We start from the raw sequence: 13,468 nt of genomic DNA, 5'->3' as shown, positions 1-13,468 counted from the left end.
GGTCAGCCGCGGATGGCGGCCAGGGCTTCTTCGTCGGCAAGGATCTGGAAAAACTGGAGGAGCTGGACAAGCCCCAGGGTCTTTTCCACGGGCTTGCTCAGTTTGTAGAGGAAAAAGGATCGGCCGGAACTGCGCATCCGGGTGTTGGCCGAGACCAGGAAACCGATGCCCGAGGAATCCATGAAACTGACGTCGGACAGGTCGATGATCACGGCCTTCACTTCCGCGTCTTCCAGTTCCGCGTCCAGGCGGCGCTTGAGGTCGCCTGTGATCTCCAGGGTGATTTCACCGGAGTATCGCAGCATGAGCGCGTCGCTGTCGCGCTTGATGGTCAGCTTTTCCACCGCGCTCTCCCTATGTCCTTGTGGATGAACACCACGTTTTCGCCGTTTCGCCGGTGGACCTGGCAGTCGCTTGAAAGCATGCGCATGATGTAGAGGCCCCGGCCGCCTTCGGAGTCCGGGCCGGGATTCTCGAAGCGGGCGTCGGCGGCGAACCCCTTGCCCCAGTCCACGATCTCCAGTTCCACGTACCGGCCCGTATTGACGGTGAGCCGGACCTGCAACCGGCCGGCGGCTCCGCCGTAGGCGTGGCGGCAGACGTTGGCGCAGGCTTCGGTCAGGATGATGTCCAGATCGTGCAGGGCGTCCGGGTCGGAAAGGTGTCCGCCCAGGTACTCCACCACGTCCTTGGCCAACCGACGGCTGTCGCCGGGAAGCGAAATGGTCTCAAAGACCTTTCTGATCACCGCCTGCTCCAAAGCCCTGCTCCGGGGGTTGCGGCGGCCTGTGCCGCGCCTTGCCTCGACCATGCTCTGCGCCACAACGTCACGCTCCGTCAAGTAGGCCGGTCCACGCCCCGCCTTGGTCCTACAATTCGCGGTACGTGGCCTTGCTCGTGTCCTTTTCCGAAACCGACACCGCGACCAGGGTCACGGCCTCGCCGGCCAGGGCCGCCTCGAGCCTTCTGTAAATATGCCGGGCCAGATTCTCCGACGACGGATTCTCCCCGTCAAAGGGCGCGACGTCGTTTAAATGCCGGTGGTCCAACTCGGCCAGGATCCCGCGCAACCGGCCGCGCAGCTTCTTGAAATCCATCAGGTACTCGACCTTGGCATCGAGCCGCTCGCCCTCCACCACCGCCTCGACCCCGAAATTGTGGCCGTGCAGGTTCTCGCACGGCCCCTCGTAGCCCCGCAGGCAGTGCGACGCGCTAAAAGATTCGGTCACCGTCAACTGCCAGACGCCGCGTTTGTTATTAAGCATGAAGATGCCTCCGGCGGCCGGGAGGGGGTCACCCCCTCCCGGACCCTCCCGACCTGGGGGCCGCGAGTGCCGGGATGCAAAACCACCCCGGCACTCGCGGCCCCCAAACAAGGGGATCAGGAAAGGAGGGCCACCTGCCCGCGCTCTCTTACGTAAAAATTCTTTACTCGCCCCGTCTTCGGGGCGACGGGCCTGTGTGGCCGGAATGGGCCGGACGTGCTCGCCGGCTTTGCGGCGTGCGTCGTCCGGCCCATTCCGGCCACACCGACGCATACCCGACCACGACCACGCTCCCCACCCGCTTCCCCCATCCCCGCCCACCCGTGCGGGGGGTCCGGGGGGCGTGACGCCCCCCGGCCGCCGGAGGCATCTTCCTCCCCCCTGCCTTCCTCCCCGCCCTACTGTCTGGCAACCACGACGCCTTGCTCGAAATCGTCGAGTTCGCGGCGCAGCTCGGCGCAGCGGCGCACGCCGAACTCCTGGCCCAGACGCAGGCGGCAGACGGCCCGCGGCAGGGAGAGCACGAGGTGGACGGTACACTGGCCTGGGTAGCGGCGCAGGATGTCGCCCAGGGGATCGAGGGTCACGGGCTTTTCCTCGGGGCAGGCCACGATCACTTCCACGGGCTCATCGCTGCCACCGATGATCTTGGCCAGGGGATCGATGCGCACGGCTTGCAGCTTGATGAGCCTTTTGCCTTCGCCCTGCACTTCTTCCGTGGCCCCGATCTTGGCGGTTAGAAAGAGCGGCGCGTCGGCGTCGAGGTGCTCGCGGCACAGGGCATAGCAGTCCGAGAAGACCACGGCCTCGGCCTCGCCTCCGAGATGGTCCTCCAGCTTGCAAAAGGCCATCTTCTGGCCTTTTTTGGTGATGATTTCCTTGGTGGAGACGCAGATGCAGGCGACTTTCACCTCGACGCCGGGCTCGATGCCGGCGCACTGGGCGAGGGTCGTGGTGCGCATGGCCCGGAGATCGCGCTCGTAGGCCAGGAGCGGATGGCTGGTCAGGTAGAAGCCGAGGGCCTCTTTTTCAAAGGCCATCATCTCCTCGTGGAGCCATTCCGGGAGCGTGGCTTCGGGACAGGACAGGCCAAGGCCCACGGTGGGCTTGGGCTTTTCGGGCATGAGCGTCATGAGCGAGAGCCGGCCGTCGTTCTTGTCGGCCGCCCGCTTCTGGCCGAGGGCCGCCGCCTGGTCGAGCCCGGCCACGAGTCCGGCCCGGGAGCAGCCGAAGCCGTCGCAGGCCCCGCATTTGATGAGATACTCGATGACGCGCTTGGTGACCTTGCGCATGTTCACGCGGCTGGTGAAGTCGAGAAGCGAGGTGAAGGGGCCGTTCGCCTCGCGCTCGGCCACGATCTCGGCCACGGCGTCGCGGCCGATGTTTTTAACAGCCGCCAGACCGTAGAGGATCTTGTTGTCCTTGACGGAAAAGTGCGGCAGCCCGGCGTTGACGTCCGGCGGGCACAGTTCGATGTCGTTGTCGCGGCAGGCGGCGATGTATTGCAGGAGCTTGTCCTGGTTTTCCATGTCCGAGGTCATGAGCGCGGCCATGAAGGCGACGGGATAGTGGGCCTTCAAGTAGGCCGTGTGGTAGGAAATCAGGGCGTAGGCGGCGCTGTGGGACTTGTTGAAGCCGTATTCCGCGAACTTCTCCATCAAGTCGAAGATCTCGTTGGCCTTTTTGGCCTCGATGCCGTTACCCGCGCAGCCGTCCACGAAAAACTGCCGCTGCTTGCCCATCTCCTCGGCGTTTTTCTTGCCCATGGCCCGGCGGAGCAGGTCGCCGGCGCCAAGCGAGAAGCTGGCCAGGACCTGGGCGATCTTCATGACCTGTTCCTGGTAGACAATGACGCCATAGGTGGGCTTGAGCGTCTCTTCCAGGCGCGGGTGGGGATATTCGACCGGGTCCTCGCCGTGCTTGCGGCGAATGAACTGCTCGACCATGCCCGAGCCGAGGGGACCCGGCCGGTAGAGGGCCAGCATGGCGATCAGGTCCTCGAAGCAGTTGGGCCGTAGCATGCGCAGGTATTTGCGCATGCCCTGGCTTTCCACCTGGAAGATGCCGTCCGTGTCGCCCTTGGCGAAAAGCTCGTAGGTCTTCTCGTCGGTAAAGGGCAGGGTGTCGAGGTCCGGCGGCGTGACCCCCATGCCCTCAATGATTTTCAGGGCGTCGTCGATGACCGTCATGGTCTTGAGGCCGAGGAAGTCGAACTTGACGAGTCCGGCCTTCTCCACGCGCTTCATGTCCCACTGGGTCACGGTTTCGTTGTTTTTGCCCTTATAGAGCGGCACGTACTCGGTCATGGCCGTGTCGGACACGACCACGCCGGCGGCGTGGGTGGAGGCGTGGCGGGCCAGGCCCTCCAGGCGCTTGGAAATGTCGATCAAATGCCCGACCCGGGGGTCGGTGCGCATGAGGACCTTGAGCTCGGGCTCGCGCTCAAGGGCCTTGTCGATGGTCATCTTGAGCTCGTCGGGGATGAGCTTGGCGATGCGGTCGGTCTCGCCAAAGGTCATGCCGAGTGCCCGGCCGACGTCGCGGACCACGCCCTTGGCCTTCATGGTGCCAAAGGTGGTGATCTGGGCCACGGCGTTTTCGCCGTAGCGCTCGGTGACGTAGCGGATGACCTCGTAGCGGCGGCGCTCGCAGAAATCGACGTCGATATCGGGCATGCTGACCCGTTCGATATTGAGGAAGCGCTCGAAGAGGAGGTCGTAGGGCAAGGGGTCCAGGTTGGTGATGCGCAGGGCGTAGGCGACCAGCGACCCGGCGGCCGAGCCACGCCCTGGACCGACCGGGATGCCGTGGTCCTTGGCCCAGTTGATGAAGTCCTGGACAATCAGGAAATAGCCTGGAAAGCCCATCTGCTTGATGACGTCGAGTTCGAGTTCCAGGCGGTCCCAGTATTTTTTTGGCTCCGCGTCCGGCATCTTGGCCAACCGGTCCCGAAGCCCCTGGCGGGCCATGTCGGCCATGACGTCGTCCAGGGACTTGCCGGGCGGGGTCTTGTAGACCGGAAAATGGTAGTCCCCGAACTTGAGACTCAGATCGACGCGCTCGGCGATCTCGCAGGTGTTGGCCAGGGCCTGGGGCACATGGGCGAAGGCCTCGGCCATCTCGTCCGGCGAACGGTAGTAGAGGTCCTTGGTGGTAAAGCGCATCCGCTTGGCGTCGTCCACGCAGGCGGCGGTCTGGATGCAAAGGAGCACGTCGTGGGCCTCGGCGTCCTCGGCCCGGAGATAGTGGCAGTCGTTGGTGGCCACCAAGGGCACCTTGAGGTCGTCTGACAGGTCGATCAGGAAGTCGTTGACCGTTTGCTGCTCCGGGATGCCGTTGGCCTGGATCTCGAAATAGAAACGGTCCGGGAAAAGCGCCATGTACTCCCTGGCGCAGGCCACGGCCTGATCTTTCCCTTCTTTTAAAAGCCGCTGGTTGATTTCGCCCTTGAGGCAGGCGGAGAGCGCGATGAGCCCTTCGCCGTATTTCCCGAGCAGTTCCTTGTCCACCCGGGGCTTGTAGTACATGCCCTCGGTGTGGCCGAGGGTCACGAGCTTGAGGAGATTTTTGTAGCCGGCCAGATTCTGGGCCAGGAGCACCAGGTGGTAGCGCGGGTTCCTGGGATCGCGGTCGTGGCGGCTGGCGGCGGTGACGTAGACCTCGCAGCCGATGATGGGCTTTATGCCGGCCTTTTTGGCGTAATCGTAGAAGATGAGCGCGCCGTGGAGGTTGCCGTGGTCGGTGATGGCCGCGGCCGGGGACCCGAAGGACGCGGCCGTCTTGACCAGGTCGCCGATGCGGATGGCCCCGTCGAGGAGGCTGTACTCGGTGTGGCAGTGGAGATGGACGAAATCGGACATGATGCTTTTTGCCGGCCGGCGCCGCGCCCCTGGAGCCAGGCCCCTGTGTTACGAAAAAATAAAGGATTTCCGGCGCGGCCTTCCCGGACCGCCGGGCGCGCCGGCCACGGCCGTGGCCGCCGGAGACGGCCCATGCCGCCGCCGGCACCATAGCGCACATCCCCGGGCCTGGAAACCGGGCACAGGCGGGCGAGGCCGCCGCAAAGGCGCGGCACGCCGCTTCGCCCTTGAAAACCCGGAAGGTTTTTTAGCGAAAATACTTCCGGCCTTTGCGCCCCGGACGCCTCGCCCGAACATCGCGGAGCGGCGGACCTAGGACCAGTGGAGCAGCTCGATCATGTTGCCTTCGGGATCGCGCATGTAGCGAAAGGCCAGCCGGCCGACGTCGGGCACGTCGCGGGTGCCGAGCTCGCCCACGGCCGAGCCGCCGGCGGCCAGGACCGCCTCGGCCATGGCCGGCACGTCGTCCACCAGAAAGGCCAGGTGGGCGAACCCCGGGGTGTTGGGGGCCACGTCCGGCCGCTCGGCCAAGTCGTCGTAGGAAAAGATTTCGAGCGTCGGGCCGGTGTCGCCGTGGCCCGGCAGGCGCAGATGGAGGCCGGTGATGTGGGCCCCGTCGAGGCCGGTTGCGGCGTCGAGCCACCCGCCCGACAGGTCCCGCTCCGGCGGCACGGGCCGGCAGTCGAAGAGGCGGACGTAGAAGGAGGCGAGGGCCCGCCAGTCCCGGGCAATGAGGTTGGTGTGGACGTAGCGGATGGCCATGGGAAAAACTCCTTTTGGGCTCAGTCGGCAAGGACCATGCGCGGCACGAGTTCGGGCGGCATGGCCGTGTCCGGCTCGGCGTCCCGGGCCCATTCGAGCCCGGCCTGGGCCTCGACCATGAGCGCCGCCACGTCCAGGCCCTGGCAGCGCGGGGCGTAGCGGCCAAGGTAGACGATAGCCCGTTCCAGGTGCTTGAGGCAACCGGCTTTGTTGCCGTTTTCCCAATGAAAGAAGCCGCCTGCGACCTGGATCACGCCCTTGTACAGGTCGCGCACGGGCCCGGTCTCCTCCAGCCAGTAGGCTTCGAGGACTTCATGGCACTCGAAATAGTCGCCGGCGTTGAACTTGGCCACGGCCTGGCGCAAGGCCTCGGGAGCCGGCTCGGCGCAGGCCGGCCCGGGATCGCCGAGGGTCAGGGAAAAGGGTTTCATGGCAGGTGCTCCTTGGGGGGAATTTTCCTCCCCATACCACACCGGCCCGGTTCTGGAACACCCCTTGGGCCGGAGTTGACGCCCCGGGCCGCAGCCGGCATCCTCCCGCCCATCCGGAGGTTTGCCATGCAGTTCCTGGTCCGCATCCAGGCCCGCTACAACCAGTGGGCCAACCAACGCCTCTACGCCGACATGGAAAAGCTCTCGCCCGGGCAGCTCCATGCCCCCTCGGCCGCCAACTTCGGTTCCATCCTCGCCATCGCCAACCACCTGGTCCTGGCCGACCGGCTGTGGATAAACCGCCTGACCGGCCAGGGCCCGGCAGTCCCCACGGTCGACGCCGTGCCTTACCCGGCCCTGGCCGACCTGGCCGCCGCCAGGCGGGTCGAGGAGGACCGGGGACTCGCCTTTGCCGACGCCCTGGACCCGGCCCGGCTGGCGGGAAACCTCGTTTTCACCACCACCGACGGCCGGCCCATGGACCTGCCCTTTGCCCTGTGCCTGGCCCATTTCCACAACCACCAGACCCACCACCGGGGCCAGATCCACGGCATGCTCGGGACGTTTGGCGTCAAGGCCCAGGACATCGACCTGCTCGGCTTCGAGCGCCAGACCGGCGCCTACGCGGCCCTGCGGCCGTAAGCGGCCGGCCCGCCTTGCCGCGGGCCGGCAAACCCGGTAGTCTGGCACGATGCCCACGTTTTTCCTCAAGGGTCTGGCCATGGGGGCCATCATCGCCATGCCGTTTGGCGCGGTCGGCATGCTGTGCCTCGGGCGGGCCATCACGCACGGGCTTCGGATCGGACTCCTGTCCGGCATCGGCGCGGCCGCGGCCGACGCCTTCTACGGGGCCGTGGCCGCCTTCGGCCTGACGTTCGTTTCCGATTTCCTGGCCGAGCACGCCACCGTCATGCGGATCGGCGGCGGCCTCTTCCTGGTCGGCATGGGCCTGCGCCTGGCCCTGTCCAAGACCGCGCCAAAGCCGCTGGAAGCGCCGAAACGCCGCTACGCCGGGGCCTTTGTCTCGGTCTTCCTGCTCACGCTCACCAACCCCATGACCATGGTTGGCTTCCTGGCCATCTTCGCCGGCTTCGGCCTCGGCCAGGCCGAGGCCCACGCGGCCGAGGCCGCCTCGGTGGTGGCCGGCGTCTTTTGCGGTTCCATGGTCTGGTGGGTGGCCATCGCCTTTGGCGGCAAACTGCTGCGCTTTCGCCTGCTGGCCCATATGCGGGCCATCAAGCGGGTGTCGGGCTGGCTGATCGCGGCCTTCGGCCTGTGGGCCGTCTTTTTCGCGCGCTGAGGCGGGGGAAGGTTCGGGATTTCCGGTCAGGAACCGGCCGGGGGCGGACAGGCATTCCTGTCCACACGGCACAGTTCCCGGCGAAAGGTGGCCAGCCGGTCGGAGATGACCGAGAGGCCGGTGAAGGGAAAATTGGCCATGGCCGTGCGGTAGGACCCCGCGTCGCCAAGAAGCAGGACCAGCTTGTCCCGGAGCGCGGCCGGGGTCAGGCTGTCCCAGGGCAGGTATTCGATCAGCCCCCGGCCGCTCATGACCTCGGCCCGGATGCGCTGCTCCAGGCGCGGCACTTCCCGGGGCACCACCAGGCAGGGCTTGCCCTGGGACAGGATCTCGCAGGTGGTGTTGTAGCCGCCCATGGTGACCACGGCGTCGGCCAGGCCCATGAGCGTCTCCATGCGCCGGTAGAAATGGTAGAACCGGGCCTTCAGGCGCCCCGCCCGCCGGGCCACGGCCTCGCGCTCGGGTTTGGGCATGAAGGGGCCGGACACGAAGATCACCCGGTGGTGCGGGGCCCCACCCTCTTCGAGCATGGCGAGATAGGCGTCCATCAGCGGATAGCCGTCCCCGCCGCCACCGGTCGTCACCACCACCAGCTTTTCCTCGGGCGAAAGCCGCTCCTCGCGCCGGGTCCGGGCCATGGACTGGGCGGTGGGCACATGGCGCGGAATGTAGCCGGTAAAGACCATCTTGCGGCTGATGCCGTCCGGGATGGCGTACTCGGCGATGGGATCGTAGAGGTCCTGGTTGCCGTAGACCCAGATCTCCGAATAATACTGGTCCAGGACCTCGTAGACGCCCTTCTCCCGCCATTCGCGGCTGGTGGAGACGGCGTCGTCCATGATGTCGCGAAGGCCGAGGATGGTGCGCGTGCCGGGCAGGCGGCGGCGCAGCCACTTGAGCGTGGGAATGACCTCGCGGCGAAGGCCCATGGGAGCCTTGTCCACGATGAACAGGTGCGGCTGGAAGGCCTTGGCCGTGGCGATGATGATGTTGCGCCGGATGTTCAGGGCATGGCGGGCGTTGATCTTGATCGAGAGCGGCTGATACTCTTCGTTGGTCTTTTTGATCATGCCCGGGATGCGCACGAAGTCCACGCCGTCCGGCGTCTCGTAGCGGCCGGCCAGGGGCGAGCCGGTCAGGATCAGGATGTTGACCCCGTGCTGGCGCAGGTGCTCGGCAATGGCCATGGTGCGGCGCAGATGTCCCAGACCGTAGGTGTCGTGGGAATACATCAGGATGTTGTAGGTCGTTGGCGCGGCCATAGGGGGGTCAGGGAACTTCGATGCCGAGCTTTCGGTATTCGTTCAATTTATTGCGAAGGGTTCGCACGGAGATGCCGAGGAGCTGGGCGGCCTGGGTCCGGTTGCCCTCGGTGCGGTCGAGGCTTTTGATGATCATGTGCCGCTCCATGACGTCAAGGGGCAGGAGCTCCCCGGACACGTCGGCCGGGGCCCGGTCGAAAAGCCGCGCGGCCGCCGCGAGCCCGTCCCCCTCCCCGTCCTCGCCGGCCACGGCGGCCAGGCCCGCCGCGGCGCCCGGCTCCCGGCCGCCAAACCCGTCGTCCGGCCCGGCCTCCGGGCCGGCCTCCTGCCAGTTGTCGCCGTCGAGGAGAAAATGGGCCTTTCGGATGGGCCCGTCCCCGGCCAGGAGCACGGCCCGCTCCATCAGGTTTTGCAACTCGCGGACATTGCCGGGCCAGTCGTAGGCCATGAGCCACTGTTTGGCGTCGGCGGAAAAGGTGAGCGGCGACAGGCCGTAGGCCTTGCGGAACTTGTCCACGAAGAAAAGGGCCAGCCGGGGCACGTCCTCGCCCCGGTCGCGAAGGGGCGGCAGTTTGAGCGGGATGACGTTCAGGCGGTAGTAGAGGTCCTGGCGGAACTTGCCTTCGGCCACGGCCTCTTCCAGGCGGCGGTTGGTGGTGGCCAGGACCCGCACGTCCACCTGCACGGTCTCGGTGCCGCCGACCCGGTCGAACTCGCTTTCCTGGAGCACGCGCAGGAGCTTGGCCTGGAGGCCGAGGTCCATTTCGGAAATTTCGTCGAGAAGGATGGTGCCGCCGGAAGCCATCTCGAACTTGCCGAGCTTTCTGGCGATGGCGCCGGTAAACGACCCCTTCTCGTGGCCGAACAGCTCGGATTCCAGAAGGTGCTCCGGCAGGGCGGCGCAGTTGATAGCCACGAACGGACCCTCGGCCCGGTCCGAGCAGGCGTGGAGGTAGCGGGCGAACATCTCCTTGCCCGTGCCGGACTCGCCGGAAATGAGGACCGTGGCCTTGGACCGGGCCACCTGCCGGGCGAGCCCCAAAACCCGGCGGATGAGCGGGTGCTCGCCCACGATGGAAAATTTCTTGCCCTGGACGTCCGTGGCCGGCTCGGGCCGGCGCGCCGGGGCGGCCGGGGCCAGGGCCGGGGCGGCCGGCACCGGAGCCGGGGGGGCCTCGGCCGGCAGCACGGCCTGGATCTTTTCCCAGGACAGGGGTTCGAGCCAGTAGTCCCTGGCTCCGAGTTCCAGGCAGCGGGAGGCCTCGGCCGCGGTGCCCCGGTCGGCGAAGACGATGACCGGCGGGAAGGCGGCATCCTTCTGGCCTTCGGCCAGCAGGCTCTCGGCGGTGTAGATGCCGATTTTGGCCTGGGAGAAAATCAGGCAGGGAGGGGATTTGCGGATGGCTGCCAGGGCGGCGGGCAGGGAATCGGCAATGCCGGCGGCCACGCCTGCCTCCTTGAAAAAGGGGAAGAACCGGGTCACCGCCTGGGCCGGGGCGACAAAAAGTATCGTCTTTTCCGCCATCGGCGACCTATTAGCCCCAAGTCAAACGGTTTTCAATCGGTTAAAGGCCGATTCCCCCCAATCGTCGCATTTCCCGGTCAGGCGAGCCCGCAGGCGCGCAGGAGCCCGGTCAGGACCTTGTCGCTGTCGAAGTACTCCCGGGCGATCTCGAAGGCGGCCTGGCCGGCCCGGACCGGATCAGCCTCGGCGGCGAGCAGGGCCTCGCCGGCCGTTTCCGGGCCGTCGAAGGGAAAAAGGCCCTCGCCCACGGGCAGGTACCGGCCAAAGCCCGTGTCCTCGACCACGGCCGGCCGGCCGGCCGCCAGATAGGTGGCGGTGCGGTCGGAAAACCAGCCGCTTTTGAGGACCACGTTCTGGTCCTTGGCAATGGTGAACTCGCCGCGCGACCCCCGGATGTAGTCGCGGTAGGCGTCGGGATCGCGGGAAAGCTCCAGCCCGTCCCGCACGGCCCAGCCCGCGGCCGCGTAGCGCCGGGCGTCGCCGCCCATGCCGCTCATGGCCATGCCGAGCGGCACGGCGGGCAGCCTGGAGGGGAGGTCGAGGATGGCCTCGTACTTGACGTTTTTGCGCCACGAGAGTTTGCGGCCGGCCACTTCCACGTCCCGGTCCTTGGCCTCCCAGGTGCCGATGGTGGTGTAGGCCTCGCCCGGCCCCTGCCCGCGCGGCCAGTCGTCCATGACCACCGGCGGCAAAAGCGGCTTCCAGTCGATGCCCGAAAGCGGCACCTCGGTTGCGCCGCCAGGCAGGTTGCAGCCGTAGGTGAAGCAGACGTCGTGGGATCGGTAGTATTCCCGGGTCCAGGGATCGGTCGCCACCTTGACCTGGGTGAAGACCGGGTCCGTGTCGATGATGGCCTTGACCGGCGCCTGGAAGTACTCTTCCTTGGGCGGCAGGACGCCGGAGACGTTCAGAAAGAGGTCCGCCTCGGAGAGGTGCCGGTCCAGGGTCGCCCGGTCCATGCCGTAGAGCCTGCCCTCTATTTCGCTGACATAGGCCCAGCGGCCCGCAAGGCCGCAACGCCGAAACAGGCGCTCCACCGTGGCCCGGCCCCGCGAGGAGTCCGAGACCGGATAACCGAGCACCGGATCGAAGGGATAGGCCCAGTCGGAAGTGTCTTCCAGAAACACGACGTGGTGGCCCAGGCGAGCCAGCCCCGACGCGAAGTGGGCCATCATCCACAATTGGCCGCCCAGGGGGAACCCCACGGCAAAGCCGGCGACAAGTATCCGAAGCGGCCGTTTCATGCCTCTCCTTTGCTAGATTCCGGGCTTTCCCTTGCCCTCGACCCAGATCTTCACGCCCTGGTCGATGGTGACCACGGGCACGGCCTTCTTCTTCAGGTATTCGGCCAACTGGGCCAGCTTGGCCGCGTCCCACGGCTCCCAGCCGAGGTCCGAGCCGACGCCGTGCATGCAGAAGATGACCCAGCCGTTTTCGCGGATGGCGTGTTCCTTGACCAGGCCGATGATGGCCTCGGCTGAATCGTTGGCATGGACCACGAACCGCTTGAGCCAAAAACGGTCGGTCGCGCCCTTGCGGTTGAAGTCGTCGCCGCCGTTGGCCACCTGCGCATAAAACCGCTTGGACAGGTTGCTCATCTCCGGGGTCCAGTAATTGTGGGGGGTGATGTAGGTGCTCACCCTAAAGCCCCGTTCGAGAAGTTCCTTTTTGGACTCTTCCAGTTCGCGCTCGTAGGAGATGGCCCGGATCTGCTGCTTCTCCCCGTTTTCCAGGTCAAAGGGATGCACCAGGACCTCGCCGATCAGTTCGTCGAAATAGTAGCTGCCGGGCTCGCCCTTGACGCTGCTGCCGCTGGCCCGCTCCCGGAGCAGCCGGCCGTTCTCCATGAGTCCGGCCAGTTCCTCGTACTTGTACTTGGCCTCGTAGAGGGCCCGCTGGCCCTTGACGGGCTTCAAGTTCAGGCACTTTTCCTCGGCGTAGAACTTGGGAATGTCGATGGGCCGCTTGTGGGTCAGGCTGTGGGAGGCCACTTCCCAGCCGGCGTCCTGCAGTTCGCGGATCTGGCTTTCGGTCATGAAGTCCGAATCCCCGGAATCCACCCGGTTGGCGATGATGCCGACAGTGGCGACAAGGCCGAGGTGGGACAGGACGGGGAAAGCGTATTGATAAACGCTCTCAAGGCCATCGTCGAAGACCAGCGAGACCATGCCGGCCCGGCCGATGCCGCTTAATGGTTGCAGCAAGAAAACGGCCGCAAGAACGGCAACCTGGAGGAGACGATTTTTTTTCATGGCGAGTCCGAATGGCATGAGACCGCAGGGTGTCGGAGCAACAGAGAGCCTATCGTAAAAAGGTCAAAAGTCAACGTCGCCGCCGGCTCGGGCCGGTTGCCCGGCAACGGGGCCGCCGGGGCCGCCCGGATGGAAGCCGGTCCGGGGCCGCCGGCCTGGCGCCATGGCAGATAAGCATCCCTTCCCCCCTGGCAAGGCGGCCCGGCCGTGCTTTGACGGCCGGGCAAAAACTGGTATGTGGCGCTTGCCGCCCGGAGAGCATCCGCCGGGGCGGGCCTTGCAGCAACGGAGTCCCCATGCGCACCAGACTGTCATTCCCCTGCGCCCTGTGCCTGGCCATGGTCATGGCCACCGCCCCCCAGGCCTTCGGCGCTTCCAAGCATTTCCGCGTTTCCTTCGAACACTTCAACGAATACGCCGGCAAGGCCGCTGACCTGTACTTCAAGGCCTCCCAGCCCGGCGAGAAAAACGTCCTGTCCCACCTGACCGCCATCTCCGCCATCTACGCCGAAAAGGCCTACGCGGTCATGAACATGGCCGATGTCCTCGAACACATGGCCGCCAAGCGCGACCAGACCTACGTCCGGGAGCGCCTGCGCGAGGTCAAGCGGTTGACCCTGGCCAACCTGCCCCAGGATATCAAGCTGCTGGCCGATCTGGTGGAAAACCAGGAGAACGAGGATCTGCGGTCGCTCGGCAACCAGGTGGTCAACGAGATGCGGGTCTTTGAACGCAATACCGAAAACCTGTGACCGGCGCGCGATCCCTACCATCAACCGCCGCCCCCGGCTCGTGAAAAAACTGAAAGCCA

General features: G+C 66.1%; 13 protein-coding genes. 3 read left to right on the top strand and 10 right to left on the bottom strand.

Annotated features, from left to right (window positions below; all coding sequences use genetic code 11):
- Nucleotides 1-2 precede the first annotated feature (2 nt).
- From DFW101_RS01075 to DFW101_RS01050, 6 genes are all read right to left on the bottom strand, one after another.
- Nucleotides 3-344 (bottom strand): STAS domain-containing protein, encoded by a 342-nt coding sequence (locus DFW101_RS01075; protein ID WP_009179687.1) that lies wholly within the window; start codon nucleotides 342-344, stop codon nucleotides 3-5.
- Entirely contained in the window at nucleotides 332-748 is a 417-nt protein-coding gene (locus tag DFW101_RS01070; RefSeq protein WP_009179686.1) for an ATP-binding protein, read from the bottom strand. Before DFW101_RS01070 ends, DFW101_RS01075 begins: the two co-directional genes overlap by 13 nt.
- Nucleotides 749-869: 121 nt before the next feature.
- Nucleotides 870-1,265, bottom strand: coding sequence for a 6-carboxytetrahydropterin synthase QueD (gene queD / locus DFW101_RS01065; protein ID WP_009179685.1), 396 nt, complete (start codon nucleotides 1,263-1,265; stop codon nucleotides 870-872).
- Between the two features lie 398 nt (nucleotides 1,266-1,663).
- The gene (gene dnaE / locus DFW101_RS01060; RefSeq protein ID WP_009179684.1) at nucleotides 1,664-5,125 is read right to left on the bottom strand and encodes a DNA polymerase III subunit alpha; all 3,462 of its coding nucleotides are present in this window, start codon (nucleotides 5,123-5,125) and stop codon (nucleotides 1,664-1,666) included.
- Between the two features lie 312 nt (nucleotides 5,126-5,437).
- Nucleotides 5,438-5,887, bottom strand: coding sequence for a VOC family protein (locus tag DFW101_RS01055; RefSeq protein ID WP_009179683.1), 450 nt, complete (start codon nucleotides 5,885-5,887; stop codon nucleotides 5,438-5,440).
- Nucleotides 5,888-5,907: 20 nt separating this feature from the next.
- Complete coding sequence (locus tag DFW101_RS01050) at nucleotides 5,908-6,318, bottom strand: DUF309 domain-containing protein (protein WP_009179682.1); 411 nt, start codon at nucleotides 6,316-6,318, stop codon at nucleotides 5,908-5,910.
- A 126-nt stretch (nucleotides 6,319-6,444) separates the two neighbouring features.
- On the opposite strand from DFW101_RS01050, the gene DFW101_RS01045 reads away from it, so the two are divergent.
- Together DFW101_RS01045 and DFW101_RS01040 are read left to right on the top strand one after the other, a co-directional pair.
- On the top strand, nucleotides 6,445-6,960 hold the full coding sequence (locus tag DFW101_RS01045; RefSeq protein ID WP_009179681.1) for a DinB family protein: 516 nt from the start codon (nucleotides 6,445-6,447) through the stop codon (nucleotides 6,958-6,960).
- Nucleotides 6,961-7,009: 49 nt separating this feature from the next.
- Complete coding sequence (locus DFW101_RS01040) at nucleotides 7,010-7,618, top strand: LysE family translocator (protein WP_009179680.1); 609 nt, start codon at nucleotides 7,010-7,012, stop codon at nucleotides 7,616-7,618.
- A gap of 26 nt (nucleotides 7,619-7,644) precedes the next feature.
- On the opposite strand, the gene DFW101_RS01035 is transcribed toward DFW101_RS01040, so the two are convergent.
- From DFW101_RS01035 to DFW101_RS01020, 4 genes are all read right to left on the bottom strand, one after another.
- On the bottom strand, nucleotides 7,645-8,880 hold the full coding sequence (locus tag DFW101_RS01035; protein ID WP_009179679.1) for a glycosyltransferase family protein: 1,236 nt from the start codon (nucleotides 8,878-8,880) through the stop codon (nucleotides 7,645-7,647).
- A gap of 7 nt (nucleotides 8,881-8,887) precedes the next feature.
- A complete protein-coding gene (locus tag DFW101_RS01030; protein ID WP_009179678.1) occupies nucleotides 8,888-10,405 on the bottom strand; it encodes a sigma-54 dependent transcriptional regulator in 1,518 nt (505 codons plus the stop codon).
- A gap of 77 nt (nucleotides 10,406-10,482) precedes the next feature.
- A complete protein-coding gene (locus DFW101_RS01025) occupies nucleotides 10,483-11,649 on the bottom strand; it encodes a glycosyltransferase family protein (protein ID WP_009179677.1) in 1,167 nt (388 codons plus the stop codon).
- A gap of 12 nt (nucleotides 11,650-11,661) precedes the next feature.
- Complete coding sequence (locus DFW101_RS01020; protein WP_009179676.1) at nucleotides 11,662-12,657, bottom strand: polysaccharide deacetylase family protein; 996 nt, start codon at nucleotides 12,655-12,657, stop codon at nucleotides 11,662-11,664.
- 296 nt (nucleotides 12,658-12,953) lie between these two features.
- Here DFW101_RS01020 and DFW101_RS01015 point away from each other — a divergent pair, with 296 nt between their 5' ends.
- Nucleotides 12,954-13,409, top strand: coding sequence for a hypothetical protein (locus DFW101_RS01015; protein WP_009179675.1), 456 nt, complete (start codon nucleotides 12,954-12,956; stop codon nucleotides 13,407-13,409).
- Nucleotides 13,410-13,468: the final 59 nt, after the last annotated feature.

Source organism: Solidesulfovibrio carbinoliphilus subsp. oakridgensis (assembly GCF_000177215.2).
In the GTDB taxonomy this organism is placed as follows: domain Bacteria; phylum Desulfobacterota; class Desulfovibrionia; order Desulfovibrionales; family Desulfovibrionaceae; genus Solidesulfovibrio; species Solidesulfovibrio carbinoliphilus.
Note: the sequence above shows the minus strand (reverse complement) of the source record. Positions and strands in the feature narration are given on the sequence as shown.